Source organism: Stenotrophomonas sp. AG209 (assembly GCF_003550055.1).
In the GTDB taxonomy this organism is placed as follows: Bacteria; Pseudomonadota; Gammaproteobacteria; order Xanthomonadales; family Xanthomonadaceae; genus Stenotrophomonas.
Map to the genome: position 1 here is coordinate 185,085 of NZ_QXDB01000001.1, position 26,166 is coordinate 211,250.

A 26,166-nucleotide genomic window follows, 5' to 3' on the forward strand; every position below is an offset into this window, starting at 1 on the left:
TGTTGAAACCGGCGGAGGGCTGGGCGCTCACGGGCGGCCTCCCTTGCCGAATTCATCCACCTGGATGTGCGGGGCGTCCGGCATCGGGCCAGTGCGCCAGGCGCGCAGCTGGTAGACGTAGGACAGGACCTGGGCGACGGCCGAATACAGTCTCACGGGGATTTCCTTTCCGAGTTGGCCTTCCCGATACAAGGCGCGTGCCAAAGGCGGGGCAGAGACGATCGCGACTTTGTTGCCGTCGGCCACTTCACGGATGCGCAGGGCGGTCTCGTCCACGCCCAGGGCGACCACGGTGGGGGCGTTCATGGCGCCGCCCTCGTATTTCAGGGCTACCGCATAGTGGGTGGGGTTGACCACCACCACGTCGGCGGTGGGCACCGCTTCCATCATCCGGCGGTTGGCCATCTGCTGCTGCAGCTGGCGGATGCGGCCCTTCACCTCGGGGCTGCCCTCGCTTTCCTTCATTTCCCGGCGCAGCTCTTCACGGGTCATCTTCAGCTTGCGCATCCAGTTCCAGCGCTGGTACGGGGCATCGATGGCGGCCAGCACCAGCATGGCGCCGGCGGTGGCCAGCAGCAGGCGCAGGGTGAAGCCGAGGCCGTCGGTAATGGCGGTCTCCAGCGGGTGGTGGATCAGCCCGCGCAGGGTATCGAAGCCGGTCCACACCACCAGGCCAGCGGCAACACCGACGAAGGCCACGCGCAGCAGCGATTTGGTGAATTCAGCGATGGCCTCGGGGCCATACAGGCGCTTGAGCCCGCTCATCGGGTTCATGCGGTTGATGTCGGGCAGCAGCGCCTTCTGCGACCAGCGCAGGCCACCCATCACCAGCGGTGCGACGAAGCTGGCCAGCAGGCAGACCAGCACCAGCGGTGCGATCACCAGCATGAACTGCAGCAACAGGTCGCCGAAGTGACCGAACAGTTCCTTCGGGTTCTGCCGCAGGCTCTGTTCCGGGCTGAGCGCGTGCTTCATCCAGGCCGTGGCGCCACGGCCGATCGAGCCGCTCATGGCCATCACCGCCAGCACGCCGGCGCCGAACACGGCGGCGGTGCCAAGTTCGCGCGAACGCGGCAGGTTGCCCTGTTCACGGACATCGCGCAGGCGTTTTTCGGTAGGTTGTTCGGTCTTTTCGCCGGCGGATTCGTTCTCGGACATCACGGGCACTGCGGCAGGGGATGCCAGGGTGCGTGCAAGAAGTGTTCCGTGATGGGTTCATGTGCCAACCAAGGTTGGCACCCACCAGAGCAGGCACCGGTAGCTATGCCGTGGCCGGCGGGCGCGGGCTCGGCTACAGGGGGGCGCTGTCGCTGGGCGGCGGGCTCTGCGCCAGCTCCACCCGCGGCCGGGGCAGGTCGTGCAGCTGCATGAAGCGCGCCGCGTCGACCGGGCGGCCGAGCAGGTATCCCTGCAGGAAGTCGCAGCCCAGGCGCTCCAGGTAGGCGCGTTGGGCGGCGGTCTCCACACCCTCGGCCACGATGTCCATGTCCAGCGCATGGCCCAGTGCCACGATCGCCGAGACGATCACCACGTCCTCGGCGCTGTGTTCCAGGTCGCGCACGAACGCGTGGTCGATCTTGATCTCGGTGGCCGGCAGCCGCTTCAGGTACAGCAGGCTGGAATAGCCGGTTCCGAAATCATCGATGGAGATGCCCACGCCCAGCGCCGACAGCGCCTGCAGCAGGCGCAGGCTGGTATCGGTGTCACGCATCACCGTGCTTTCGGTGATCTCCAGCACCAGGTGGCGCGCGGGGATGCCATGGCGCTCGATCACCTCGCGCACATCCTGCAGCAGGTGTGGCGAGCTGAACTGCACCGGCGACAGGTTCACCGACATCGACCAGCCGTCGTGCCCGGCGTCGTGCCAGCGCCGCAGCTGCTGGCAGGCCTGGTCCAGCGCCCAGCGACCGATCTCGTTGATCGCGCCGCTGCGCTCGGCCAGGCGGATGAAGCGGTCCGGCGGGATCAGGCCGTGGTCCGGATGGCGCCAACGGATCAGGGCTTCGGCGCCCGCCACCTTCTGCGTGGCCACGCGGATCTTCGGTTGATAGTGCAGGAACAGCTGTTCGCTGCCGATCGCGCGGCGCAGGTCGGCCAGCAGCCGGAACTGCTGCTCGGCACTGTCGTTCATCCAGTCGGCGAACAGCACGAAGGCGTTGCGTCCGGATTCCTTGGCCTGGTACATCGCTGCATCGGCGAAGGCCATCAGCTGCCGCTCGCTGGCGGCGTGGTCCGGGCAGATCGCCACGCCGATGCTGGCGGTCACCTGCAGTTCGTTGTCCGGCAGCAATGGGCCGCTGCCCACGGCCTGCAGGATGCGACGGGCCAGCGTCGGCAGGTCCTCGTCGTGCTCGATGCGCACCACCAGCACGAACTCGTCGCCGCCCAGCCGTGCCAGCAGGTCGTGCGGGCGCAGCAGCTGGCGGGTGCGTTCGGCCACCGCCACCAGCAGCGCATCACCGGCCTGATGGCCATAGGCATCATTGACCTGCTTGAAGCCGTCCAGGTCCATGAACAACACCCCGAAGCGGTTGCCGCCTTGTTCGGCCTCGGCCAGCGCCTGCACGATGCGCCGCTGCAGCAGCAGGCGGTTGGGCAGGCGGGTGAGCGGATCATGCAGCGCGGCCTGGGTCAGTTCCTGCTGGGCATCGGTCAACGAGGTGCTCAGCATCGAATTGCGCAGCCGCAGCAGTTGCGCCTCCACGCGCTGGTCCAGCCATGAGACCACCAGCACCACGGCCAGGATCGCCACGGTCAGCACCACCACCAGCATTGCCAGCCACTCGTTCTGCAGGCCATCGCCGACCGCCGCACCGCAGATGCTGCCTTCCGGGAAGCGCGCGGCGGCCATACCGGTGTAGTGCATGCCGACGATGGCCAGGCCGAGCAGGCCCGCCGCCGCCAGGCGATCACCGATGCGGGTGCGCTGCGCGCGCAGGCGGAACGCCACGTACAGCGCAGTCCAGGAGGCGGCCACCGCCACCATCAGCGAGAACAGCAGCCAACCCGGGTCGTAGTCGATGCCTGGCTGCATGCGCATGGCGGCCATGCCGACGTAATGCATGCCGGCGATGCCGGTGCCCATCAGCAGGGCGCCGCCGGCCAGCCGCGGGTGGGGCAGGGTGCGCAGCGAGACCAGCCACAGCGCGAACACCGATGAGGCGATGGCAAGCGCAAGCGAGAGCAGGGTGATGGGAAGGTCGTAGCCCAATGGAATGGGCAGGTCGAAGGCCAGCATGCCGATGAAGTGCATCGACCAGATGCCCAGGCCCATGGCGAAGCCGCCCCCCAGGCGCCACCACCAGGCCGCGCCCCTGCCCGGGGCGGTCACCGTGCGCCCGGCCATCGCCAGCGCGGTGTATGAAGCCATCACGGCGACCAGCAGCGAGATCGCCACCAGCCACGGGTTGTACGTGCCTACCAGCATTCGTCAGTCTCCCGGACCTGCCTGTCGACGGAAACCACGGTGGGGCATGCATGAGGCAGGCCGACGCGGAACGGCGCCGGCCAGGTGCGGCGTCCCCCCTGGACGCCACGCATTCACTCTAACGCGCAGACCGGGGGGGACTTCAAGCGGCAATACGTGATGATCGGGTCAGTGTGTGACCGCGTCTGCAGCCTGGAAGGCGGCGTCGAACAGGCGCTGTACCGGCGGCCCCATTTCCCCGGCCAGCAGGGCCAGCAGGAACAGGCCCAGCAGCAGCGAGACCGGCAGGCCCAGCTGGATCGGATTCAGCGCCGGCGCGGCGCGGGCGAGCACGCCGAAGGCCAGGTTCACTGCCAGCATCGCCACGGTCAGCGGAATGGCCAGCGTCAGGGCGCCACGCAGCACGGTCAGCAGGAAGGTCGGGGCGATGCTGAAGAAGGCGTGCGGGTCCGGCAGCGGGGCGCCGATCGGCAGTGCGCGGTAGCTGTCCACCAGTAGCGAGATCAATGCGAGGTGGCCGTTGGCGGTGAAGAACAGCAGGCCGAACAGCAGGTAGAACCACTGGCCGATCACACCCGAGGTGCCACCACGCAGCGGATCGCTCATCTGCGCGAAGGCCAGGCCGGTGCCCTGGGCGATCAGTTCGCCGGCCATCGCACCGGCTTCGAACACCAGCCGCAGCATGAAGCCGATGGATACGCCGATGGCCAGTTCACGGGCGATGGTCAGTACGGTGGCAGCGTCGAAGCCGGTCCAGTCCGGTACCGGCGGCAGCAGCGGCGCCAGTGCGATGGCCAGGGTACCGGCCAGTACCACGCGCACCCGCGACGGCACCGCGCGGGTCCCCACCATGGGCATGGCCATGGCCACCGCGCCGATGCGCAGCATGGTCCACAGCACGGTGCCGATCATGCCGAAGGCCTGCAGGCCGTCGGCAGCCATCTGGGTGGCGGCGTCCATCGAAGCGCGTGTCCTAGCCGATCAGGTGCGGAATGCGCTGGAACAGCAGCGTGGTGAATTCAACCAGGTGGCCGATCAGCAGGCTGCCCAGCGCGAACAGCACCGCGGTCAGCGCCGCCGCCTTGGCGACGAAGGCGATGGTCGGTTCATTGAGCTGGGTCGCGGCCTGCACGACACCGACCACCACGCCCACCACCAGCACGGTGAGCAGCAGCGGGCCGGCTACCCACAGCACGGTGATCAGGCCGCCACGCAATTCGGTCAAGGCAAGTTCGGGAGACATCGTCTTTCCATCGGTAGCGCCGGGCGCTGCCCGGCGACGCTCATGTAGAGTCGAGCCAGGCTCGACTGTGCTTTACGGGGGATCTCAGGCCGGATTGAAGCTGGCCGCCAACGTGCCGACCGTCAGCACCCAGCCATCCACCAGCACGAACAGCAGGATCTTGAACGGTGCCGACACCAGCATCGGCGACAGCATCATCATGCCCATCGACATCAGCACGCTGGCCACCACCAGATCGATGATCACGAACGGGATGAAGATCAGGAAGCCGATCTCGAAAGCGGTCTTCAGTTCGCTGGTGACGAACGAGGCAACCAGCACCGGGAACGGGATCGCATCGGGGCTGGCGTAGGTGCCGTGCCCGGCGATGCCGGCGAAGGTCATCAGGTCGGTCTCGCGGATCTGTGCCAGCATGAACCCGCGTAGTGGCTGCGTGGTCAACGTCCAGGCGGTCTGGAAGTCGATGTCACCGTTGAGATAGGGCGCCATGCCGGTGCTCCACGCCTTGTCCCAGGTCGGCATCATCACCATCGCGGTGAGGAACAGGGCCAGGCCCAGCAGCACCTGGTTGGACGGCGTCTGGCCGGTACCCAGTGCCTGGCGCAGCAGGCCCAGCACGATGATGATGCGGGTGAACGAGGTCAGCACCAGCAGCATCGACGGGATCAGGGTGATCGCGGTCATCAGCAGCAGGGTCTGCAGCGGCAGGCTGACCGGCGCACCCCCGATCTTGCCAACGTTGATGTCCGGCAGCGGGGTGGTCGGCGCGCCGGGCGCGGCGAATGCCAGCGCCGGCAACAGGCACAGGGCAAGCAACAACAGCCACGGCATCAGGGTGGCAAAACGGGTACGGGTGACACGCATGTCAGGGATCCTTGCGCAGCCGCTGCTGCAGCAGCTGGGCGAAATTCGGCAGGTTCTTGAAGTCCGGCACGCGCACCGGTGCCGGTGGCGGCAACGGTTCGGGCAGGGTATGCAGGGTGTTGATGCCGCCGGCGGTGACGCCCAGCAGCAGTTGCTGGCCGTTGACCTCCACCACCACCACGCGCTCCTTGGCGCCGACGCTGAGGCTGGCCACCAGCTTCATGCCTTCGGCCGGGCGGAAGCCGCTACCGGGCATGCGCTTGAGCAGCCAGCCCAGGCCGATCACCAGCGCCAGCACCGCCAGCAACGCCAGCACCGCACCGAACAGGCTGGGTGCAGCGGCCGCGTGCTGGCCGACCTGTGGGCCGATCGGCGCGGCGGTCTTGCCGGCCGCCAGCAGGGTGGAGGCCAGCAGGCTCAACGCAGTCTCCGGATCCGCTCGCTCGGGCTGACCACGTCGGTCAGGCGCACGCCGAAGCGGTCATTGATCACCACCACTTCGCCGTGGGCGATCAGGGTGCCGTTGACGAATACGTCCAGCGATTCGCCGGCACCGCGCTCCAGTTCCACCACCGAGCCCTGGTTGAGCTGCAGCAGGTTGCGGATCGGCAGGCGGGCACGACCGACTTCCAGCGACAGGGTCACCGGCACGTCGAGGATCACGTCCAGGTTCAGGTCCGGACCGTTCGCCTCATCGGCCTGCAGGCTGCTGAACTGGGCCGGGGTCGGTTCGAGGGCGTCGATATCGTTCATTGCGGGTCTTCCTGGATGACGGGTACGCGCGGGCGGGTGCCCGGCGGATGGGTAGCGGTGATCTTCACGGCGTTCATGCCGTTGGCGATGCCGAACTCGCCGGTGAATACCGGGATGTTCTCCACGCACAGCGGCACCTGCGGGCTCAGGTCGATCGGCAGGATGTCGCCGACCTTCAGCTGGGTCAGGTCGCGCAGGGTCATGCGCTTGCTGGCCAGTACGCTGGACAGGGTGACTTCGGCGATGTTGAGCTGTTCACGCAGGGTCTTGCCCCAGCTCTCGTCGCGGTCGTTGCGGTCGCTCTGGATGCCGGCGTCGAGCAGTTCGCGGATCGGTTCCAGCATCGAGTAAGGCAGGGTGACGTGGATGTCGCCGCCACCGCCGTCGAGCTCGACGTGCAGGCGGCACACCACCACGTACTCGCGCGGCGTCACGATGTTGGCGAAATGCGGGTTGATCTCCGAGTTGATGTACTCGAAGTCGACGTCCATCACCGGTGCCCACGCTTCGCGCAGGTCGGCGAAGGTCTGCTTCAGCAGCAGGTGGATCACCCGCATTTCGGTGGCGGTGAACTCGCGGCCTTCGATGCGGGTGGGGTAGCGCCCGTCGCCGCCGAAGAAGTTGTCGACGATGGCGAACACCAGGGTCGGCTCGAACACGATCAGGCCGGTGCCGCGCAGTGGCTTGAAGCGGATCAGGTTCAGGTTGGTCGGTACATACAGCGAGTGCATGTAGTCGTTGAACTTGATCAGCTCGATGCCGCGTACCGACAGCTCGGCCGAGCGGCGGATCAGGTTGAACAGGCCGATCCGCCACAGGCGCGCGAAGCGCTCGTGGACCATTTCCAGGGTCGGCATGCGACCACGGATGATGCGGTCCTGGCTGGCGAAGTCGTACGAACGCGCTTCGCCTGACGGGGGTTCCGCATCGGTCTCGACCGCGCCACTGTCCACGCCGTGGAGCAGGGCATCGATCTCGTCCTGGGACAGCAGATCATTCATCGGTGGGCCCTTACTGGGTCACGAAGCTGGTGAACAGCAGATCGTCGGCGCCGTTGCTGCCGGTCTCGGCCTTGAGCACTTTCTGCACCTCGGCCAGCGAATCGGCCTGCAGTTTCTGCTTGCCGGCCACATCGGCGATCTGGTCCGGGCTGACCTGCGAGAACAGCATCAGCAGGCGCGCGCGGATGGCCGGGGCATGGGTCTTGATCGCTTCCAGCGCGGCCGGGTCGCGGGTCATCAGCTGCACTTCCAGCTGCAGGTAACGCGGGCCGTCGACCGGGCCGTTGAGGTTGACCACGAACGCCGGGTCCAGCGCGAAGTACTGTGCCGGGGCCGGGGTGGCGCTCTTCTTCGGCACCTGCGCGGTCTTCTCTTCGTGCTTGGACTGGGTGAAGAACCACACGCCGCCACCAGCGGCAGCGGCGGCCAGTACGGCCACCAGTGCGGTGATCAGGATCGGACTATGCGGCTTGGCGGCCTTGTCCTTCTCGGCGGTCTTCTTGGTTTTGTCAGCGGCTGCGGCCACGGGGTGAAGCTCCTGAGGGTTGCTTCACCGGGATATGCAAGGGGTGTGCCGAAGGCGGGGCAGAGGGGGGCGACGGAATTCCGCCGGGGTGCCGACCGCCCCGCTCTGGTAGCTGCCAACCTTGGTTGGCACGCCTGTCAGGCGTAGGCGTCCAGCAACCCGCGCTGGCGGATCAACTGTGCGGACGACACGCTGGCGTCGCCCGGCGACGGTTCTCCGTCACCGGCCATGCCGCCGCCACCGGCCTGGCCCGACGCATTGCCGTCACCACCGGGCGCCTGGTGGCCAACATCGGCGTGGGCCAGCTGGAAGCCCTGTTCGCCCAGCAGCTCGCGCAGGCGCGGCAGGCTGCTTTCCAGTGCCTGGCGCACGTCCACGTGCGGGCTGCTGAAGCTGGCGTGCACCTTGTCGCCGTTCAACTGCAGGCGCACATCGACCGGTCCCATGTCGTCCGGGCTCAGGCGGATGTGGGCGTGGCCGATCTTCTGGTCGGCCAGCCAGCCCAGGCGCGCACCAATGGCCTGATCGAAGCCATCGTCACCCAGCACCGGCCTCGGCGTGGGTTCGCCATTGAAGATCGCATTGCCGGTGGCCAGCGCGGCCTTCAGGTCCTGCACGGCGGCCGCGGCCGGTGCATGCAGCAGCGGCGCACTGGCGCGGTCGCCGAGGGCGGCCACGTCGCTGCCTTCGCCACGCTCGCTGCGCTTGCCGGGCAGGATCATCTCCGGCAGTGGCAGTGCGGTGGCGTCGTCAGCGCTGGGCGCCGCCGGTTTGCCGTCGGCCGCCACCGGGGCTGCGGTTGCCGCTGCCGGCGCGGCCGCAGGCAGTGTCGGGGTCGCGGCGGAGGTAGTGGGCAGCGCCGAACCGTCGCTGGCCAGTGATGGTGCAGCGGTGCCCGGCAGAGCGGCGGCCGGATCGGCAGGCGTCGGCATCGCCAGCACCAGGCCGGCCAGGCCGAGCGGTGGCCACGGGGCGTCCTCGGTCGTGGCGGGCTTGTCCTTGTCGGTGCCGGGCCCAGCCGGGGTCAGGGCAACGGGGGGCAGTGGCGGCGTTTCAGCGGTTGTCGCTTCAGCATCCGCACTGCGTTCGCCCGGTGCCTGGCCATTGCTGTCGGTGGTCGATGGCTGGCCAGGCGTGGAGGGCGTCGGCGTCGTGGCGCTGCTGGAAGGCGCCGGCGCGGAGGGCGCACCGCCCTGCAGCAGCTGGCTGAAGTCTTTTCCGCCTTCGCTGCGCGAGGCGCGCGCGGCACTGTTGCTGGTCGCGGGCGTGGCCGGGTTGGCACTGCTGGCGAGCGGGGCGGGCATCACGAGCGGCCTCCCTGCTCGGCGCCGTCCTGGTCTTCGGCCTGCACCAGGCGCGCGCGCCGTGCACCAATGTCGTCCATCTCGCGCTGGTCGCGGCGGTCGGTCACCACCTTCTCCTGCGCGCGGTAGCTGGCGGCCAGCTGCTCCAGCACCGCCTTGTCACGGCTGGCCAGGATCAGGCGGGCGCGCTCGGCCTCTACCTTTTCGCGGTTGCCGTTGACTGTGGCCTGCTGCTGTTCGACCGCACTGTCCAGGCGATCAAGGAAGGCGCGGCGGTTCAGCAGCTGCGCCGGGCTGGTCGCCGCCATCTGTGCGTTGGCGTACTCCTCGGCATAGCGGCGCAGTTCGTCCAGTCGCGATAGATGGGTGTCGAGCACGCGCTGGCGTTCGGCCAGGTCGCGGGCGACCGCGTCCTCGTGTTCCTGGGCCCGCTTGAGCAGGGGATCGATGCGCTTGGACTGGTTCATGGCTTAACTCTCTTGTTCCACCAGACGCTGCAGCGCCGCCTGGCTGTGCGGGAGATCTGCGGCCTTGGCAACGTCCTGGCCGAGGAACTCCATGATTTCCGGCCAGCGTTCCAGGGCTTCGTCGGTGGCCGCGTCGTTACCACGCTGGTAGGCACCGATCGCGATCAGGTCACGGTTGGCCGAGTAGGCCGAGACCAGTCGCTTCAACTTGCGGATGCGCAGGCGCCACGGTTCATCGGCGATTTCCGTGACCACGCGGCTGACCGACGATTCGACGTCGATGGCCGGGTACAGGCCGCTGTCGGCCACGCGGCGCGAGAGCAGGATGTGGCCGTCGAGAATCGCGCGCGCTGCATCGGCGATCGGATCCTGCGGATCATCGCCTTCGGTCAGCACCGTGTAGAACGCGGTGATCGAGCCACGGCCCTTGGCGCCATTGCCTGCGCGTTCAACCAGCGCCGGCAGCTTGGCGAACACCGAGGGCGGATAGCCGCGGGTGGTCGGCGGTTCGCCGACCGACAGGCCGATCTCGCGCTGCGCCTGGGCAAAGCGGGTCAGCGAGTCCATCAGCAGCAGCACGTTCAGGCCCTGGTCGCGGAACCACTCGGCGATGGCGGTGGCACGGTAAGCGCCGTGCAGGCGTGCCAGCGGCGGCCGGTCGGCGGGACTGGCGACCACTACGGCACGGCGCAGGCCTTCCTCGCCCAGCGTGGTCTCGACGAAATCGCGGACTTCGCGGCCACGTTCACCGATCAGGCCGACCACGATCACGTCGGCTGCGGTGTAGCGGGTCATCATGCCCAGCAGCGTCGACTTGCCGACGCCGGAACCGGCGAACAGGCCGACACGCTGGCCGCGGCCGATCGGCAGCAGCGCGTTGATCGCGCGCACGCCCACGTCCAGTGGCTGGGTGATCGGTTCACGCGCCAGCGGATTGATTGAGACGCCGGCCATGCCGACATGCCCTTCGGCGCGGATCGGGCCCTTGCCATCCAGCGGCACGCCGTCGCTGTCGATGACGCGGCCGAGCAGGCCTTCGCCCACTTCCACGCCACCACGTCGCGCCGACGGTACCACCCGCGCGTTGGGCAGCAGGCCGTGCAGTTCGGCGCTGGGCATCAGGTAGGTGCGCTCGCCGGCGAAGCCGACCACTTCGGCATCGACCCAGCCACCATCGACCACTTCCACCTTGCAGCTGGCGCCTAGCGGCGCTTCGCAGCCGACCGCTTCCAGGGTGAGCCCGACCGCGCGGCGCAGCACGCCCTCGCGGATCAGGCCACGACCATGCGCGGTGTCCACACGCAGGCCATCCAGGCGGCTGGCCAGGCGCAGGTTGCGGGCCACGGCCCAGTCGGCCGCTGGCGCCGGTTGCGGCGCGGCTTGCGATTCCGGGTTCATGCGCCTGCTCCGGTCTGGCGGATCACCGCATCCAGCGCGCCGCGCAGGCGGGCTTCCAGGGTGCCATCGATGCGTACCGCTTCAGCGTGCACGCGCAGGTCGCCACGGCTGAGGCTGGTATCGGGTACCAGGCGCTGCGCCGGTGACAGGTTCAACAGCGGAGCGAGGGCGGCGATGTCATCCGGGTGCAGCCGCACTTCCACCTCGCGGGTGCTGCCGCCGACCGCGTCGATCGCTTCGCCGACCAGCTGTGCCAGCAGTGCCGGCTCAGCTTCGTAGGCGCGGCCGACCAGCGCGCCGGCGATGCGCACGGCCAGTTCGCCGAGTGCGCCGACCACTTCGTTCTCCAGCCGCACCAGTGGCCGGCTGAAGTTGTCGAGGATGCCCTCGATCTGCGCGGCGAGGCGACGCACCTCGGCCTGGCCCTGGCCGTAGCCGTCAGCATGGCCCTGATCGAATCCTTCCTTCTCGGCGTTGTCCTGGATCGCCTGGATTTCTTCCAGGGTGGGCAGCTGCAGCGGCGGCTCCGGTTCGTGTTCCGGGTCCGGCTCGGTGAGTTCGAACGCATCCTCCTGATCCAGCACCGGTTCGGGCTGGGCCAGCAGGTCCGGGGCAAGCCAGCGCACGACGTTGCTCACAGCATCGCCTCCGCACTGCCACCGATGGTGACGGTGCCTTCATCGGCCATGCGCTTGACGATGGCCAGGATCTCGCGCTGCGCGCCTTCCACATCGGACAGGCGCACCGGGCCGCGGGCTTCCATGTCTTCCAGCAGGATTTCGGCCGCGCGCTGCGACATGTTGCGGGTGATCTTGTCGCGTACCTTGATGTCGGCACCGCGCAGGGCCAGGCCCAGGCGCTCACCGCTCACTTCGCGCAGCACCAGCTGCATCTCGCGGTCGTCCAGGTCGACCAGGTCGTCGAACACGAACATCAGGTCCTGGATGCGGTTGCTCAACGGCGCATCGATACGGGCGATCTCGCCCAGGATCGCCTGGTCCTGGCCGCTGTCCATGAAGTTCAGGATGTTGGCCGCGCACTGCACGCCGCCGATGTTGGACGACTTCAGGTTCTGGTTGCCGGCGAACTGGCGCTCCATGATCTCGTTGAGTTCATTCAGCGCGTTCGGCGGAATGCCATCGAGCGTGGCGATGCGCAGCAGCACGTCCACGCGCGTGCGGTCCGGCAGCAGCTTCAGCGCGTCGGCGGCCTGGTCGGTTTCCAGGTGTGCCATCACGATGGCGATGATCTGCGGGTGCTCGTTGCGCACCAGGTCGGCCACCGCGCGCGGGTCCATCCACTTCAGTGCGTCCAGGCCGGTGGTGTTGCGGCCGAGCAGGATGCGGTCGATCAGGTTGCCGGCCTTCTCGCTGCCCAGCGCCTGCACCAGCATGTTGCGGATGTAGTCGTCCGAGCCAACGCCCAGCGAGGTCTTCGAGCCCAGCTCCTGGCCGAACTGGTCCATCACCCGTTCCACCTGCTCGCGGGTGATGTCGGTCATGGTGGCCATGGCGATGCCGATTTTCTGCACTTCCTTGGGTTCCATGTGGCGCAGCACTTCGGCCGCATCCAGCTCACCCAGCGAAAGCAGCAGTACGGCGGCGCGCTGCACGCCGGTCAGTGGTGCCTCAGTCATTGGCCACCCAACCCTTGACCACCTGGGCCACGCGCTTGGAGTCGGTCTTCACGGCTTCACGCGCCATCCGCAGTCGTTCCTCATATGAATCCACCGGCAGGGCCAGCGTATCCGGCCCGCCCAGGCTGGCCCGGTCGGCGCCCAGCGCCGGCAGCGGCATGCCATCGTCATCGACCAGCTGCACGTCCGCGGTATGCGGCTCGAGCGCCTGTTCGTCGTTCTTCTTGCTCTGGCCGGTGATCGCGCGCAGCGCGGGACGCAGCACGCCGAACAGCAGCGCCAGCACCACCACCGCGCCAAGCAGCATGCGGCCGGCATCGTGCACCCACGGCAGTTCCCACCAGGCCGGGCCTTCGACCGGCGTGGTGTCACGCACGAACGGGGCATTCATCACCGACACGGTGTCGCCACGCTCGGCGTTGAAGCCGACGGCCTGCTTGACCAGCGCCTCGACGCGGGTCAGTTCGGCGGCCGACAGCGGCTGCGGTGCGACCTTGCCGTTGGCACCGGCGCGCGGCACGTTGTCCACCAGCACCGCCACCGACACGCGCTTGATGCGGCCGGCCGGCTGGCGGGTGTGCTGCAGGGTGCGGTCCAGCTCGTAGTTGCGGGTCGCGTTCTTGCTGCTTTCGGTCGGGGTCTGCGCGGTGGCCGGTGCGGCCTGCTGGCCCGGCGGGCTATTGCTGGTCGCACCCGGCACGCCCTGCGGGCCCGGCGTGCTGGTGGTGTTCTCGCTCATCTGCTCGCTGCGCAGCTTCTGCGGTTCACCGTTGTAGAGCTCGCGGGCTTCCTCGGTCACCGAGAAATCCATGTCCACGCTCACTTCCGGGTTGACGCGGCCGGGGCCGGTCATCGGTTCCAGCAGTTCGCGGATGCGCTGGTTGAACGAGGTTTCCTGGCGGCGCACCTGCTCGAACTGGGCCGCGTTGACCGCCGCCTCGCTGTTCGGGTCGGTGATGCTGAGCATGCGCCCGCTCTGGTCGACCACGGTCACCCGTTCCGGGGCGAGGTCCGGAATGCTGGCGGCGACCATGTGCACGATGGCATCGACCTGGCTGCGTTCCAGCTGCTGGCCGCCGCGCAGTTCCAGGGTGACCGAGGCGCTGGCCACGTCACGCTGGCGGGTGAACGCGCTGGGCTTGGGAATGGCCAGGTGCACGCGCGAATCGCGCACCGGGCGCAGCGTGTTGATGGTGCGCGACAGCTCGGTTTCCAGCGCATGCTGGTAGCGCGCGCTTTCCACGAACTGGCTGACGCCGAAGCCCGGGTCGCGTTCCATCAGCTCGAAGCCGAGCTTGCCGCTGTCGGTCAGGCCGGAGCCGGCCAGCTTCAGGCGGGCATCGTGCAGGTTCTTTTCCGGCACGGTAATGCCACCGGTGGCGGGGTCGAGCGCGAACGGAATCTGCGCGGCGCGCAGCAGGTCGGTCGCTTCAGCGGTCGCCTTCTGGTCCAGGCCGGTGTACAGCGGGACCATGCCCGGCTTCTGCGACCAGAAGAACACGGACAGGCCTGCCGCCACCGCCACTGCGATCATCGCCATCAGGCCCAGCCGACGGGTGATCTGCAGACTCTGCAGGCGGTCGAACCATTGCCCGGCCTTCTCGGCGTTCAGGCTGTCCTTGGAGAGCGTCAGTGCCATGCGTCAACGTTCCTTACAGCGGCATGTTCATCACGTCCTGGTAAGCCTGGACGAGACGGTTGCGGACTTCCACGGTGGCGCGGAAGGCGATCTGGGACTGCTGTGAGGCGACCATCACCTTGGCCAGGTCGGCGCTGGGGTCGCCCATTTCGAAGGCCTTGGCGAGGGCGCCGGATTTCTGTTGCGCATCGTTGACGCCGGCAATCGCACCACGCAGGGTTTCGGTGAAGCTGGCCGGCTGCACCTGCGGCGCATCCAGCACCGTGCCCGGGAGGGCATTGCTGCGCGGCGTTTCGCCCAGCGGGTTGAGCGCCGGCTGTCCCATCTGGGTCTGATAGGAGCGGATCTGCGAAAGGATCGAAGTGACGGAGTGGGACATCTGCAACGGTTCCAGAAACAGGGGATGGGGTTGTCTGCTGGAGCAGGTGCAAGTGCCGTGCCGAAACCGGTTTTCGATTCAGTGAAGTGAGGGTGGGGGTGTGCGCTGGCAGGGCGGCGCCCTGCACCCGCCGAGGCCACGTCAACGTCAACGTCAAAAGCAGGCTCTCCGTGGGTTGGCGGGGTGGGTCCGGTTGCGGGGGGCGCCGTGAATACGTCCCTGTAGGCTCGGTCGCGCCATCCATGGCGCTCACGCCCCCGCAACCGGACCCACCCCGCCTTCGACAGTTGGCCGCGATCTGTTGGAACCTGCTGCTGCTGATGATGGTGATGGTGATGGTGATGGTGATGGTGGGTGCCGACCGTTGGTCGGCACGGGGTCGGATCCCGTTGCTGTGCAACGGGCTCTGACCCCGTTGAAGGCGCCATTTATCCGGCGTCGGTTTTCTGGCCTACGGCTGCAGGGTCCAGCGGCCGGAATTCTGGCGCTGGCGCGGTGCGATGGGGCCGTCGTGCTGGGTGTAGATGAAGCGGCCCTGGCGGTCGCCCAGGCAGGTCAGCAGCAGGGTGTAGCGGGCGGGGCCGGCCGGGTGGGCTTCGGTCATCTGGATTTCCCCGATATGCGGGGCCAGGCGCTGGTAGCGGTAGCTGCCGCCAATGCGGAGATCAGTGCCGAGGATGTCCAGCACGTACTGGTTGCCGGCAAAGCTGAGCTGCACCATGCGTCCGGCGTTGGGGTTGTCCGGTGCGTACAGCGGATCGCTGAGGTTGGTGAACTGGCGCTGGTCCAGCGTGGTGGGCAGGGTGCAGGTGGCGGCGGTGGCAATGCCGGGGCAGAGCAGGGCGACGAGCAGGGTAAGGCGATGCATAGTGGAACCTCCATGGGTGTCCTTGCCATGCTCCGCAGCGCGGCCGCGTTGTCTCTGGGAAAACGTGCAAATGCAGTGGGGTCAGATCCCTTTCCGCAGGAAAGGGATCTGACCCCGGGCGCCACAAACACCAACGCCCGGGCAAGCCCAGGCGTTCGTGCCCCCTTCATGCTGGTGACGCGGTTCAGCCGGCCAGTTCGGCCTGCTCGCGTTCGATGCCGTACTTGCGCAGCTTTTCCACCAGGGTGGTGCGGCGCAGGCCAAGCAGCTGGGCGGCATGGGCGACCACGCCCTGGGTGCGCTCCAGTGCTTCGTTGATCAGGCCCAGTTCGATGTTGGCCATGTGGTTGCGCAGGTCCAGGCCGTCGTCGGGCAGTGCCGCCGGGGCTGCAGCGCGATTGACCGCGATGCCGTGCTCCAGCGCTGGCTGGCCGCCGCTGCCCGGGGTATGGAAGGAGAAGCTGCGCAGGTCCAGGCGTTCTTCGCTGGCGACTGGAGCCGCCGGTGCCGGCGCCGGGACGGCCAGCGCGGCATCGCCACGATAGCGCGCCGGCAGGTCCTGCACGCGCACCGAACCACCCGGATGCAGCACCGCCAGGCGCTCGACCAGGTTGGTCAGCTCGCGCACGTTGCCCGGCCATTCGTAGCCGGCCAGGGCCTGCAGCGCTTCCGGGGTGAAGCGCACTTCACCGCGGCCGGTGCGGGCCAGCTGTGCGGCGATGGTTTCCACCAGCGCCGGCAGGTCTTCGCGACGCTCGCGCAGGGCGGGCACGTCGATCGGGAATACGTTGAGGCGGTAGAACAGGTCCTCGCGGAACTTGCCCTCGGCGATGCGGGTTTCCAGGTCGCGATGGGTCGCAGCGACCACGCGCACGTTGCAGCGGATGGTCTGGTTGCCACCGACACGCTCGAAGCTGCGTTCCTGCAGCACGCGCAGCAGCTTCACCTGCATCGGCAGGCTCATGTCGCCGATTTCGTCGAGCAGCAGGGTGCCGCCCTCGGCCATTTCGAAACGGCCCTTGCGCGCGGTCAGTGCACCGGTGAAGGCGCCTTTTTCGTGGCCGAACAGTTCGCTTTCCAGCAGATCGGCCGGAATGGCGCCGCAGTTGATCGCCACGAACGGGCCATCGCGGCGCGGCGAGCGCTGGTGGATCGCGCGCGACACCACTTCCTTGCCGGTGCCGGATTCGCCCAGCACCAGCACGGTGGTGTCGAACGCGGCCACCTGTTCGATCATGGTGCGCAGCTCGGTCACCGCCGGGCCGTTGCCGGTCGGCCCCTGGTCCTGCGCGGCGCCGGCCTGGTGCTCGGCGTCCAGGCGCTTGAGGCTAGCGCGGCGCAGCAGGGCCTCCATCTGCGCGTGGCGCAGCGGCGTTTCCAGCGGCCAGATGTTGGCTTCGTGCAGGCCGTGCTGCTGGGCAAACGCTGCGGCATCACCATCGGCCAGCAGCACCGGCGGCGGCAGGCTGCTGCCGCCCAGCCAGTTGTACAGCGCCGTGCTGGCAGCGGTGTCGTCCAGGCTGCCGACGATCACCGCCATCCAGTCGTTCTGGCGCTGGCGGCCCAGGTCGAAGTCGGCCGCGTCGGAAACCCAGCGCGGGTTGAAGTCCATGAATTCCAGCAGGGCAACGGTGCGCTCAGCGCGCACGGCGTCGTTGTCCAGCACCAGGATGCGCGATTCGCTCACGATCGATCCTCCCTGAGGCCTTCCAGGATCGGCATGACTTCCTGGATGTAGGACAGCTTGCTGACAAAATTGTCGGCGCCGGCACGCAGCGCGTGTTCGCGGTGTTCGGCGTCGTCGAAGTGGCTGGCGATCACGATGTACGGTGCATCGTCCTGCGACTTGATCAGGCGGGTGGCCTGCAGGCCGCCCATTTCCGGCATCGCCAGGTCCATCAGCACCACCTGCGGGCGCAGCGTTTCCGAGCGTTCGATCGCTTCCAGGCCGTTGCCGGCGCTGCCGACGATCTGCAGCCAGTCGATCTTGCGGAAATGGCGCATCGCCGCATTGATGAAGCCCTCGTGGTCATCGACCAGCAGGACCGTGAGCTTGTTCATGTCCAACATCCTTTTCAGCCCACCCGGGCCAGCTGGGGTTGCCTGGCGCTGAGCCGGCGCCGTTCGCGGGCCGGGGCGATATCCAGTTGTTCTCGGTATTTTGCGACGGTTCGGCGTGCAATGTTCACCCCCTGGCGTGACAGCAGGCCGGCAATGGCCTCGTCGGCCAGAGGGCGGCCGGCCGGTTCGGCGTCGATCAGGCGGCGGACCATGGCCTTCACCGCCTGGCCGGAGACGCTGGCGCCTTCCAGGCGCACGGCGAAGAAGTGCTTCAGTTCGAAGGTGCCGCGCGGGGTCTGCAGGAACTTGCCGGTGGTGATGCGCGAGACGGTGGACTCGTGCATGCCGATTTCTTCGGCCACTTCCTTCAGGGTCAGCGGGGCCATGGCCTCTTCGCCACGGACCAGGAAGGCGGCCTGCCGCTCGACGATCACCCGCGCGGTGCGCAGCAGGGTGTCGTAGCGCATCGACAGGCCGCGGCTGAACCAGCGCGCTTCCTGCAGCATCTCGCGCAGCGCCGGGGCGGCTTCGCTGGTTTCGGCCAGGGCCTGTTCGTACTGGCTGTTGATCGAGACGCGGCGGCTGGTGGCCGGGTTCAGCGCGACCTTCCATTGCCCATCGGCGTGCCAGGCGACCACGTCCGGCACCACCACGGCGTTGCGTTCGGGCAGCAGGCTGTCGCCGGGGCGCGGCTGCAGCGAGAGGATCAGGCGCACCGCCTCGCGCACGTCGTCGATCTCGGCGTCGTGCTGGCGGGCGAGGGCGGGGTAGTCGTGGGCGGCCAACGCATCGAGCGCGCCATCGAGAATGCGGGCCGCCAGATGGCGGGCCGGTACCACGCCGTGCAGGCTGCGCAGCTGCGCCTGCAGGCCTTCACGCAGGTCCCGCGCGGCCATGCCGGCAGGCTCGCCGTGCAGAAGCTGCTGGCGGATGGCTTCGACGCCGTCGGCGGCAATGTCGAACTGGGCGCTGGCGAGAAGCTGCAGCTGGTCCAGCGGTGCCTGCAGGTAGCCGGCTTCATCGCAGTGGTCCAGCCAGAACGCAGCCACCGCCAGCTGGCGGTCGTCCATGTCCAGCGACAGGCGCTGCAGCACGCGCAGCTGCGGGTCGGTCGACTCGCCGGCGGCGATGCGCGCCATGCGGTCGTCGTCACCGTCCTGCCAGTTGGCACCCGCCACGTCCCACATCGACGACTCGGGCAGTTCGTCGAAGGCGGCGGTGTCGAGGGTGGTGGCACTCGCTTCAGTGGCCTCGGCCGCGGGCGCTTCGGCCTCTTCGATCTCCAGCAACGGGTTGGAGTCCAGCAGGCGCTGGATTTCCTGTTCCAGGTGCAGGCCATCGAGCTGCAGCAGCCGGATCGACTGCAGCAGCTGCGGGGTGAGGTGAAGTTGTTGGCCCAGCTGGGTCGAGAGTGCAGCCTTCATCGTGGTTCCCCGGCACCGCTCCCCGGCGCCTTGTGGAACGCATCTTGCTTTTGATCCGGCGGGGGCGGAATCGGGGGGTTCCTGAGGGCTTTCGTAGATATCCCGACAGGATGTAGGGGTTTTCCCCACATTGGCGCGGGATGTTGACGAAGGCCGCCGCCAAGTCATTGATTTGTGGTGCCGAACCGGCCGTGTTCGCGGTGCGCCGTGCACGGATTCCTGTCGGGGCCTGTCAGGGTGACGGGAATTCGTCGCCGGTGCAGTGCTGGGCAAGGGTCAGATCCCCTTCCACAGGAAAGGGATCTGACCCCACTAGCAGGCAATCATTCCAGCTCGTGCTGGTGGCGTGCGGCCAGCAGCAACAGGTCATTGGCGCGCCGGCAACCCAGCGACTCCATCATGCGTGCGCGGTGGGTCTCCACCGTCTTGACGCTGATGCCGAGATCGGCGGCGATTTCCTTGTTGCTTTCGCCCTTGCCGATGCGGCGCAGGATCTCGCGCTGGCGCGGCGACAGCGCGGCGATGCCGGTGGGCTTCTCGCGGCCCAGCATGGGCGCCAGCATCTTGGCCGAGATCTGCGGGCTCAGGAACACCTGGCCGGCGTGCGCGGCGCGCAGCGCCAGTTCCAGCTCCTGCGGCGCCGCATCCTTCACCACGAAACCGACCGCGCCACGATCCAGCGCGTCGCGCACGTGCGCGGCGTCGTCGTGCATGGTCATCATCACCACCCGGGTGCCGGGCGCGCGCAGGCGGATGTCGCTGAGTGCTTCCAGGCCGGTGCGGCCGGGCAGCGAGAGGTCCATCAGTACCACGTCCGGTGCGTGCTGCAGGGCCAGTTGCAGGGCTTGTTCGGCGTTGCTGGCCTCGGCGACGAGCTGCACGTCGGCAAACCCCTGCAGCAGCCGCGCCAGGCCGGCGCGGACGAGGGTGTGATCGTCGACGATGAGAACTCGCACAGGCACGCAACGGATCCGTGTAGGGGAGTCCACCTTAACTTAGCTGAACGGGCGCGCCAAGGGTCGGCCGTGCAGTGCCAGGGTGGCGGGTTTCAACGTGCGCGGCGCGCCTCGGCCACCTGGCGGCGGTGCAGGCGGAACAGGTGCCGCTCCATCGCCATCTCCAGGCCGTCGCCCAGGCGCTGGAAGCGCAGCCACAGGAAGTGGCCGCCACTGCCGTCGGCCGCCTCGGCGATGACTTCCACCGGCAGGTCGATGTGGTCGGGCAGCCAGTCGCTGGGCTGCAGGCGCACCACGCCGGCCTGGCCGGGTGTGGCGCCACTGCGCGGGCCCAACTGCAGGCGGATGCCACGCCGCGACCAGCGCACCGGGCGCAGGGTCAGCTCCTGGCCCTGCTGGCGCACCAGCCGGCCGAGCAGCACCATCGCCAGGTCCAGCTTGGCTTCCAGGCGCTGCAGCTGCAGGCTGGCTTCGTTGCGTTCGTCATGCTCGTCGACGCGGCTGTCCTCGACCAGCGCCAGGCTGCGCAGCAGGCCTTCGGCGCCGCTGGTGCGGCCGGCCGCGCTGCCGGCCTGGAACTCGGCCGGCAGGGCCAGTTCGCAGCTGAGCGTCTCGTCGAACAGCTCGCTTTCGGCCGGGTGGTGCAGCGAGGTGGTCGGCAGCGAGGTCATGCCAGCGATTCTGCCTGCAGGTAGGCATGCGCCGCGCGAAGGGAGCGCTGGCCGTCGTTCATCAGTGCGGCCACGGCATCACGGCGCTGGCGCAGCAGGCCGAGCAGATTCTGCTGGCGCTCGAACAGGGCCGTCAGCGGAGCGTGGTCGGCGGCGGTCAGCGGCTGGCTGAGCAGGGCGTGCAGGGTGCTGTCGTGGCCGTCGAGCAGGCTGTCGGCCTGGTCGAGGGATTCTTCGCCCAAGGCCTTCTCGAAGGCATCCAGCTGCGCATGCAGTTCGTGCAGGCTCATGGCGCCACCGCGGCCGGGCGGCGCTGTTCGTGCGGGATCGCATTCCAGGCGCTGTCGATCTCGCCCAGCAGCTGCAGCGATTCATCCAGCGCGGCACGGTCGTTGTGCAGGTTGGCCTCGGTCAGTCGCTGCAGCACGTAGTCATAGAGCGCCGACAGGTTTCCGGCGATCTCGCCACCGGCCTCATGGTCCAGCGAGCCGTTGAGGTGGCCGACGATCGCGCAGACTTCGCCGATCGCCTTGCCCTTGCCGGCCTGGTCGCCACGCTCGAGGCTGGCCAGGGCGCGCCGCACGCGCTCCAGCGCACCAGCCAGCAGCATCGCCACCAGCTTGTGCGGATCGGCATCGGCGACCGCACTGGTCACTCCCACCTGGCGGTATTGCTCGGCATATTGACGGCTGGAACCGTACATTCGTGATTCTCCTTGCGCGGGGTGCCGTCGGGTGATCGTGGGGATCGGTTCCGACGGCGCGGCGATGATTGCTGTTGCGTCCGTTATCGGTGCGTTGCACGGCAAACTTGAGTGCCGCGCACGCATCGTCAGCGGTTCAACTGTGCCAGCTGCTGCTGCAGCGCGGTATTGCTCTGCTGCAACTTGCCCATCAGGCTGTCCAGCGCCAGGAACTGTTTCTTGTAACGCTCTTCCACGCTCTTCATGCGCGTGTCGAGATCCTTGCGGCGCTTGTCGATGTTGTCCAGCGTGGTGTTCAGGCCCTTGGTGCGGGCGACGAACGCGCCCTCCTTGCCGACCGTGGTGCTGACGTAGCCGTCGACCATCGTGTACAGCGTGCCTGCACCGCCGGTATCGCCGGTGATGGCCGAGCGGATCTTTTCGGGCTGGCTGGCCAGTGCTGCGGCAAACTTGGTGGTGTCCAGCACCAGGGTGCCGTCGGCGTTGGGATAGCCGCGCGTCTGCAGGCCCAGCACCTTCGGGTCCAGGCCATCGGCGGAAAGCGCCTTCAACACCCCCGACATCACCGAGCGCAACTGGCTGGAGGCGCCACGCATCTGCGCGTCGCCGGTCAGCGTGGCGGCTTCCTTGGTCTTGGCGTCGTACTTGGTTTCGGTATTGATCGCTGTGATCGCCGCGTTGTAGGCGGTCACGAACTCCTGCATGACCTTGGTCGCGGCGGCGGTGTCGGTGCTGATCACCACCGTGCTCTTGCCGGGAATCTTGAGGTTCAGGGTCAGGCCCGGCACCGCGTCCGCCACGGTGTTGCTCGCACTGACAACCGTCACGCCGTCGATGGTCAGCTCGGCATCGGCCGCCGGGGTGTTCTGCTTGAGACTGCCGACCAGTGCACCCAGCTTCGGGTCGCTGCCGCTGTACTCCAGCTTGATCGCATTGGCGGCGCCGGTCTTTTCCTGGGCGATCGACAGGTACTGGTTGTCGCCGGAGCTGATCAGCGTGGCCTGCACGCCGTCCTTGCGGCCGGCGGCGTCGATCTTGTTGCGGATGGTGGTCAGCGTATCGCCGTCCTCCACCGCCACGTTCATGGTCTTGGCCTTGTCACCAACGCCAACGGTCAGCGTCAAGGTTCCGGCGCCGAAGGTGTCGGTCTTCGGGAACGAGGTGTCGGCAATCAGCTTGTGCGCCGTGGCCAGGGATTTCACCTCCACCAGGTGGGTGCCGTTGGAGGCCGCTGCCTTGGTCGTGCCGACGTCGTACAGCGCCACCGATGCGGTCAGCACGTCGTCGGCGTTGGTCGGGCCGGCCTTGCCGGTGGCGGTCACGGTACGGGTATCGAAGGCGGTGGTGGCCTTCAGTGCGGTCAATGCCGTCTTCAGCTTGTCGAACGCCGCAGTGACGGTGCCGATCGACGACAGCTGCATCTTGGCCTTGGACTGCTGCAGGTTCAGCGCATTGTCGGCGGGCTTGCGGTCAGCTGCGACCAGCTGGTTGACGATGCTGGAAATATCCAGTCCCGAGCCGATGCCACCGTATCCAAAGTCTGCCACGTCGTTTCTCCTGGTATCCGGGCCTGGCCGCCGTGCGGTGGCCCGTCGTCAACGAAAATAGCGGCCTGCGCCGCTGGGTCTTGAGGACTTCGTTGATGCATGTGCCGTGCCAATGGCCTGGCGCGGTTTCTGGCACGCGGGTTGCAGGAGGGTTGGGGCAGGGTGCGGGTAGGTTCACCGCGGGCTGCCGGGAGTCTGCAAAAAGCCCTCCCCCAATGCAGGGGAGGGATCAGGCTACTGACAATCGGGGGGAGACGAAGCCGCCCGGTACGTACAGTCAAAGGTACAGCGCTGAAAGAGAGGTCCGCAGGAGCGGGCGATGCCAAGCCGGTTCGGGAGTGATCCCGGGCCGGGCATGGCCCGCGCCTTCGTGCATCGTGGCTTCCCGGTTGCCGCTACCGTCGGTTCGACCCGACGGTAGCGGCGCCTTCTTGCCGTGGATCAGCGCAGCAGGCTGAGCACGCCCTGCGGCACCTGGTTGGCCTGGGCCAGCATGGCCGTACCGGCCTGCTGCAGGATCTGGGTGCGGGTCAGCTCTGCGGTTTCCTTGGCGAAGTCGGTGTCCTTGATGCGGCTGCGCGAAGCCGACAGGTTTTCCGACGAGGTCTGCAGGTTGGCCACCACCGAGGTGAAGCGGTTCTGGATCGCACCGAGGTCGGCACGGGTGCTGTTGATTGCACCCAGGGCCTTGTCGACCACTTCCAGGGCCTGCTGGGCGCCGAGCACGGTGCTCACGTCCAGCTTCTGCACGTTGGCCGAGGTATCGGTGCCGGCGGTGTAGGCGCCTGCAGCCGCCGCGGTACCCCAGGTCTTGGCGGTCGCGTCGTAGTCGCTGCGCATCAGGGCGATATCGGCAGTGGCAACGGCCTTGCCTTCCTTCACCGAGCTCAGCTTCAGGGAGCCGTCTGCATTGGCTTCGGCGTAGATGCCGGCCTCGCCGATCTTGGCGTTGATGGCGGTGGCGACGGCCTTGGAGGCATCAGCCGTGGTGGCGCCGGCCTTCACTTCAACCGTGCCGATGTCCACACCCATCACGGTGCCGGAGAAGCGGGCACCATCGGTGCTGGCGGCCAGGGCGGCAGTTGCGCCGGTGGCGAAGGTCGAGGTGCCCAGCGAGCCGGCCTTGGCATCGATGGTCTTGTCGATGGCGATGGCCTGGCCGGCGTTGGCACCGACCTGGAACAGCTGGCTGGAGAAGGTGCCGTCCAGCAGCTTGGTGCCGTTGAAGTCCGACTGCTTGGCGACGCGGTCGATTTCCGAGACCAGCTGGGTCACTTCGGCCTGCAGTGCCTTGCGGTCGCTGGCCGAGTTGGTGGCGTTGGAGGCCTGCACCGACAGCTCGCGGACGCGCTGCAGGTTGTTGCCGATTTCGGTCAGCGAACCTTCGGCGACCTGGGCCAGCGAGATACCGTCGTTGGCATTGCGGATGGCGACGTCGGTACCGCGGATCTGCGTGCCGAAGCGCTCGGAGATCGCCAGACCGGCGGCGTCGTCCTTGGCGCTGTTGATGCGCGAACCGGAGGACAGGCGCTGGATGGTGGTAGCCAGCGAGCTGCCGCTGGTGCTCAGGTTACGCTGAGCATTCAACGACATCGTATTGGTGTTGATGACTTGTGCCATGAGGAGAGGTCCTTGAGCGGTTGCACGTGAGTTGGGCTAGACGCCCCCGACGTGCCCCGGGGGCGGCTCATGTCAGCGCTGCAACAGGCTGAGCACGTTCTGCGGTACCTGGTTGGCCTGGGCCAGCATGGCCGTACCGGCCTGCTGCAGGATCTGGGTGCGGGTCAGTTCGGCGGTTTCCTTGGCGAAGTCGGTATCGCGGATGCGGCTGCGCGATGCGGACAGGTTCTCCGAGGAGGTCTGCAGGTTGGCCACCACCGAGGTGAAGCGGTTCTGGATCGCACCGAGGTCGGCGCGGACGCTGTTGACCGATTCCAGGGCCTTGTCGACGATCGACATCGCCTTCTGTGCGCCTTCGGCGGTGGTGACGTTCAGGTCCTTGACGAAGCTGGCCGCTGCACCGGTCAGGGTGCCGCCGTTGGTGCTGGTCTCGGTCAGGCCCAGGCCGGCGATGGTCGCGGCGGTGGCGCCGGCCGGCGGGGTCGCCGCGCTGACACCCAGGGCGAAGGTCTGGCCATCCTTGACCGAGGCCAGGCTGATGACGCCGGCATTGACCGAGGCAACCACGCCGGTTTCACCCAGCTTGTTGTTGATCGCCGCCGCGGTGGCCGAGGTGATCGACTCGCCGGCCTTCACCGTGAAGTCGCTGATGGTGACCGTGGTGGCGGTGCCGCCCGGCGGGGTTACCGAGACCTGCAGGCCGGAGTAGGTGGTGTCGGCGGTGGCCTTGTCGGCCGCTGCCAGGCTGGTGCCGGTGTAGCCGTTGGCGAAGGTGGCCGCGCCCAGCGAATCCGCCTTGGCGTTGACCACGCTGTTGATGGCGATGGCCTGGCCGGCGTTGGCGCCGACCTGGAACAGCTGGCTGGTGAAGCTGCCGTCCAGCAGCTTGGTGCCGTTGAAGTCGGCCTGCTTGGCGACGCGGTCGATCTCGCTGACCAGCTGGGTCACTTCAGCCTGCAGGGCCTTGCGGTCGCTGGCCGAGTTGGTGGCGTTGGACGCCTGCACACCCAGTTCGCGGATGCGCTGCAGGTTGTTGCCGACTTCATTCAGCGAACCCTCGGCGACCTGGGCCAGCGAGATGCCGTCGTTGGCGTTGCGGATGGCCACGTCCAGACCACGGATCTGGGTGGTGAAGCGCTCGCTGATGGCCAGGCCGGCCGCGTCGTCCTTCGCGCTGTTGATGCGCAGGCCGGACGAGAGGCGCTGGATGGTGGTAGCGAGCGAGCTGCCGCTGGTGCTCAGGTTGCGCTGAGCGTTGAGCGACATCGTATTGGTGTTGATTACCTGTGCCATGGGGTCGTCTCCTCTTATATGGAACCCGTTGGTGAATGAAACGAAGCGCCGCCTGTTTTTTTGTGTGGCTGTGTGCTTCGCTGTTGCCAAATGAATAACGGCGCTTTGTCAACAACCTTTAGCCGTGAATTCCGCTGGAGCCATAATTCGTTGCCGGAAGCTGTTTTTCCGGGGTTTTTCAGCCTTGGTCGGGCGTGAAGGCGACCCCGGAAGGGGCGGTTGGGCATGCCCAACCAGCGCTGATGAAGGTATCGGCGGGGCAGGGCCGGGCTTGATGGGAAATCACGGAAAATGCGCCGGGGCACCTATCCGGAAGCGCCGGGCCACGCCCGGCGAGCGCGATGGAATGGGCACGCAGAAACGAAAAAGGCCGCGATGCAGGGCAT

The 26,166-nt window shown here is 67.7% G+C and carries 27 protein-coding genes; all 27 read right to left on the bottom strand.

All coding sequences use genetic code 11. The features are described from left to right. Positions 1-27: 27 nt before the first annotated feature. Entirely contained in the window at positions 28-1,158 is a 1,131-nt protein-coding gene (gene flhB / locus DFO63_RS00815) for a flagellar biosynthesis protein FlhB (RefSeq protein ID WP_119006215.1), read from the bottom strand. 133 nt (positions 1,159-1,291) lie between these two features. Next, entirely contained in the window at positions 1,292-3,427 is a 2,136-nt protein-coding gene (locus DFO63_RS00820; protein WP_119006216.1) for a bifunctional diguanylate cyclase/phosphodiesterase, read from the bottom strand. A gap of 168 nt (positions 3,428-3,595) precedes the next feature. Next, on the bottom strand, positions 3,596-4,387 hold the full coding sequence (fliR, locus tag DFO63_RS00825; RefSeq protein ID WP_014037103.1) for a flagellar biosynthetic protein FliR: 792 nt from the start codon (positions 4,385-4,387) through the stop codon (positions 3,596-3,598). Positions 4,388-4,400: 13 nt separating this feature from the next. Further along, positions 4,401-4,670 carry a flagellar biosynthetic protein FliQ gene (locus DFO63_RS00830; RefSeq protein WP_005413254.1) on the bottom strand — a complete coding sequence of 90 codons (270 nt, stop codon included), beginning with the start codon at positions 4,668-4,670 and terminating at the stop codon, positions 4,401-4,403. An 84-nt stretch (positions 4,671-4,754) separates the two neighbouring features. After that, the gene (gene fliP / locus DFO63_RS00835; protein WP_119006217.1) at positions 4,755-5,534 is read right to left on the bottom strand and encodes a flagellar type III secretion system pore protein FliP; all 780 of its coding nucleotides are present in this window, start codon (positions 5,532-5,534) and stop codon (positions 4,755-4,757) included. 1 nt (position 5,535) lies between these two features. Further along, positions 5,536-5,955, bottom strand: coding sequence for a flagellar biosynthetic protein FliO (gene fliO, locus DFO63_RS00840; protein WP_119006218.1), 420 nt, complete (start codon positions 5,953-5,955; stop codon positions 5,536-5,538). Further along, on the bottom strand, positions 5,952-6,287 hold the full coding sequence (gene fliN, locus DFO63_RS00845; RefSeq protein ID WP_005409543.1) for a flagellar motor switch protein FliN: 336 nt from the start codon (positions 6,285-6,287) through the stop codon (positions 5,952-5,954). Before fliN ends, fliO begins: the two co-directional genes overlap by 4 nt. After that, positions 6,284-7,288, bottom strand: a complete 1,005-nt coding sequence (gene fliM / locus DFO63_RS00850; RefSeq protein ID WP_014037106.1) for a flagellar motor switch protein FliM — start codon at positions 7,286-7,288, stop codon at positions 6,284-6,286. The genes fliN and fliM overlap by 4 nt, the downstream gene beginning before the upstream one ends. A 10-nt stretch (positions 7,289-7,298) precedes the next feature. Next, positions 7,299-7,814, bottom strand: coding sequence for a flagellar basal body-associated FliL family protein (locus DFO63_RS00855; protein WP_119006219.1), 516 nt, complete (start codon positions 7,812-7,814; stop codon positions 7,299-7,301). A 137-nt stretch (positions 7,815-7,951) separates the two neighbouring features. Continuing rightward, positions 7,952-9,118 (bottom strand): flagellar hook-length control protein FliK, encoded by a 1,167-nt coding sequence (locus DFO63_RS00860; protein ID WP_119006220.1) that lies wholly within the window; start codon positions 9,116-9,118, stop codon positions 7,952-7,954. Further along, positions 9,118-9,585 carry a flagellar export protein FliJ gene (fliJ, locus tag DFO63_RS00865; RefSeq protein ID WP_005416437.1) on the bottom strand — a complete coding sequence of 156 codons (468 nt, stop codon included), beginning with the start codon at positions 9,583-9,585 and terminating at the stop codon, positions 9,118-9,120. The genes DFO63_RS00860 and fliJ overlap by 1 nt, the downstream gene beginning before the upstream one ends. A 3-nt stretch (positions 9,586-9,588) precedes the next feature. Next, positions 9,589-10,983: a FliI/YscN family ATPase gene (locus DFO63_RS00870; RefSeq protein WP_049442747.1), complete on the bottom strand. Its 1,395-nt coding sequence runs from the start codon at positions 10,981-10,983 to the stop codon at positions 9,589-9,591. Then, positions 10,980-11,588: a FliH/SctL family protein gene (locus DFO63_RS00875; protein ID WP_182474407.1), complete on the bottom strand. Its 609-nt coding sequence runs from the start codon at positions 11,586-11,588 to the stop codon at positions 10,980-10,982. Before DFO63_RS00875 ends, DFO63_RS00870 begins: the two co-directional genes overlap by 4 nt. Positions 11,589-11,617: 29 nt before the next feature. Continuing rightward, complete coding sequence (gene fliG, locus DFO63_RS00880; protein WP_024958226.1) at positions 11,618-12,604, bottom strand: flagellar motor switch protein FliG; 987 nt, start codon at positions 12,602-12,604, stop codon at positions 11,618-11,620. Positions 12,605-12,611: 7 nt separating this feature from the next. Then, positions 12,612-14,258 carry a flagellar basal-body MS-ring/collar protein FliF gene (fliF, locus tag DFO63_RS00885; RefSeq protein ID WP_119006222.1) on the bottom strand — a complete coding sequence of 549 codons (1,647 nt, stop codon included), beginning with the start codon at positions 14,256-14,258 and terminating at the stop codon, positions 12,612-12,614. 13 nt (positions 14,259-14,271) lie between these two features. After that, complete coding sequence (fliE, locus tag DFO63_RS00890; protein WP_014037113.1) at positions 14,272-14,637, bottom strand: flagellar hook-basal body complex protein FliE; 366 nt, start codon at positions 14,635-14,637, stop codon at positions 14,272-14,274. A gap of 451 nt (positions 14,638-15,088) precedes the next feature. After that, positions 15,089-15,505, bottom strand: a complete 417-nt coding sequence (locus DFO63_RS00895) for a hypothetical protein (RefSeq protein ID WP_119006223.1) — start codon at positions 15,503-15,505, stop codon at positions 15,089-15,091. Between the two features lie 184 nt (positions 15,506-15,689). Continuing rightward, entirely contained in the window at positions 15,690-17,192 is a 1,503-nt protein-coding gene (locus DFO63_RS00900; protein ID WP_049442743.1) for a sigma-54 dependent transcriptional regulator, read from the bottom strand. After that, complete coding sequence (locus DFO63_RS00905) at positions 17,189-17,566, bottom strand: response regulator transcription factor (protein ID WP_010485922.1); 378 nt, start codon at positions 17,564-17,566, stop codon at positions 17,189-17,191. The genes DFO63_RS00900 and DFO63_RS00905 overlap by 4 nt, the downstream gene beginning before the upstream one ends. Positions 17,567-17,580: 14 nt before the next feature. Beyond that, entirely contained in the window at positions 17,581-18,990 is a 1,410-nt protein-coding gene (gene rpoN, locus DFO63_RS00910; protein WP_119006224.1) for an RNA polymerase factor sigma-54, read from the bottom strand. 323 nt (positions 18,991-19,313) lie between these two features. Further along, on the bottom strand, positions 19,314-19,946 hold the full coding sequence (locus DFO63_RS00915; protein ID WP_005413261.1) for a response regulator transcription factor: 633 nt from the start codon (positions 19,944-19,946) through the stop codon (positions 19,314-19,316). Positions 19,947-20,038: 92 nt separating this feature from the next. Then, positions 20,039-20,617 (bottom strand): PilZ domain-containing protein, encoded by a 579-nt coding sequence (locus DFO63_RS00920; RefSeq protein WP_119006225.1) that lies wholly within the window; start codon positions 20,615-20,617, stop codon positions 20,039-20,041. Beyond that, entirely contained in the window at positions 20,614-20,907 is a 294-nt protein-coding gene (locus tag DFO63_RS00925) for a hypothetical protein (protein ID WP_010485909.1), read from the bottom strand. Before DFO63_RS00925 ends, DFO63_RS00920 begins: the two co-directional genes overlap by 4 nt. After that, the gene (gene fliS, locus DFO63_RS00930; protein ID WP_005416447.1) at positions 20,904-21,320 is read right to left on the bottom strand and encodes a flagellar export chaperone FliS; all 417 of its coding nucleotides are present in this window, start codon (positions 21,318-21,320) and stop codon (positions 20,904-20,906) included. Before fliS ends, DFO63_RS00925 begins: the two co-directional genes overlap by 4 nt. 128 nt (positions 21,321-21,448) lie before the next feature. After that, positions 21,449-22,867: a flagellar filament capping protein FliD gene (gene fliD / locus DFO63_RS00935; protein WP_049442740.1), complete on the bottom strand. Its 1,419-nt coding sequence runs from the start codon at positions 22,865-22,867 to the stop codon at positions 21,449-21,451. A 441-nt stretch (positions 22,868-23,308) separates the two neighbouring features. Further along, on the bottom strand, positions 23,309-24,487 hold the full coding sequence (locus DFO63_RS00940) for a flagellin (RefSeq protein ID WP_049442739.1): 1,179 nt from the start codon (positions 24,485-24,487) through the stop codon (positions 23,309-23,311). Positions 24,488-24,559: 72 nt separating this feature from the next. Next, positions 24,560-25,780 carry a flagellin gene (locus tag DFO63_RS00945; RefSeq protein WP_049442737.1) on the bottom strand — a complete coding sequence of 407 codons (1,221 nt, stop codon included), beginning with the start codon at positions 25,778-25,780 and terminating at the stop codon, positions 24,560-24,562. Between the last annotated feature and the right edge of the window lie 386 nt (positions 25,781-26,166).

What these genes read in the sequence shown, in the direction of transcription:
- DFO63_RS00870 (WP_049442747.1), bottom strand. Translation starts at nt 10,983, where the DNA reads ATGAACCCGGAATCGCAAGCCGCGCCGCAACCGGCGCCAGCGGCCGAC.
- DFO63_RS00830 (WP_005413254.1), bottom strand. Translation starts at nt 4,670, where the DNA reads ATGTCTCCCGAACTTGCCTTGACCGAATTGCGTGGCGGCCTGATCACC.
- DFO63_RS00860 (WP_119006220.1), bottom strand. Translation starts at nt 9,118, where the DNA reads ATGCCCGCCCCGCTCGCCAGCAGTGCCAACCCGGCCACGCCCGCGACC.
- DFO63_RS00925 (WP_010485909.1), bottom strand. Translation starts at nt 20,907, where the DNA reads ATGAGCCTGCACGAACTGCATGCGCAGCTGGATGCCTTCGAGAAGGCC.
- fliR (WP_014037103.1), bottom strand. Translation starts at nt 4,387, where the DNA reads ATGGACGCCGCCACCCAGATGGCTGCCGACGGCCTGCAGGCCTTCGGC.
- DFO63_RS00920 (WP_119006225.1), bottom strand. Translation starts at nt 20,617, where the DNA reads ATGACCTCGCTGCCGACCACCTCGCTGCACCACCCGGCCGAAAGCGAG.
- fliE (WP_014037113.1), bottom strand. Translation starts at nt 14,637, where the DNA reads ATGTCCCACTCCGTCACTTCGATCCTTTCGCAGATCCGCTCCTATCAG.
- DFO63_RS00945 (WP_049442737.1), bottom strand. Translation starts at nt 25,780, where the DNA reads ATGGCACAGGTAATCAACACCAATACGATGTCGCTCAACGCTCAGCGC.
- rpoN (WP_119006224.1), bottom strand. Translation starts at nt 18,990, where the DNA reads ATGAAGGCTGCACTCTCGACCCAGCTGGGCCAACAACTTCACCTCACC.
- fliS (WP_005416447.1), bottom strand. Translation starts at nt 21,320, where the DNA reads ATGTACGGTTCCAGCCGTCAATATGCCGAGCAATACCGCCAGGTGGGA.
- fliF (WP_119006222.1), bottom strand. Translation starts at nt 14,258, where the DNA reads ATGGCACTGACGCTCTCCAAGGACAGCCTGAACGCCGAGAAGGCCGGG.
- fliJ (WP_005416437.1), bottom strand. Translation starts at nt 9,585, where the DNA reads ATGAACCAGTCCAAGCGCATCGATCCCCTGCTCAAGCGGGCCCAGGAA.
- fliM (WP_014037106.1), bottom strand. Translation starts at nt 7,288, where the DNA reads ATGAATGATCTGCTGTCCCAGGACGAGATCGATGCCCTGCTCCACGGC.
- DFO63_RS00895 (WP_119006223.1), bottom strand. Translation starts at nt 15,505, where the DNA reads ATGCATCGCCTTACCCTGCTCGTCGCCCTGCTCTGCCCCGGCATTGCC.
- fliP (WP_119006217.1), bottom strand. Translation starts at nt 5,534, where the DNA reads ATGCGTGTCACCCGTACCCGTTTTGCCACCCTGATGCCGTGGCTGTTG.
- DFO63_RS00820 (WP_119006216.1), bottom strand. Translation starts at nt 3,427, where the DNA reads ATGCTGGTAGGCACGTACAACCCGTGGCTGGTGGCGATCTCGCTGCTG.
- flhB (WP_119006215.1), bottom strand. Translation starts at nt 1,158, where the DNA reads ATGTCCGAGAACGAATCCGCCGGCGAAAAGACCGAACAACCTACCGAA.
- DFO63_RS00905 (WP_010485922.1), bottom strand. Translation starts at nt 17,566, where the DNA reads ATGAACAAGCTCACGGTCCTGCTGGTCGATGACCACGAGGGCTTCATC.
- DFO63_RS00940 (WP_049442739.1), bottom strand. Translation starts at nt 24,487, where the DNA reads ATGGCACAAGTCATCAACACCAATACGATGTCGTTGAATGCTCAGCGT.
- fliN (WP_005409543.1), bottom strand. Translation starts at nt 6,287, where the DNA reads ATGAACGATATCGACGCCCTCGAACCGACCCCGGCCCAGTTCAGCAGC.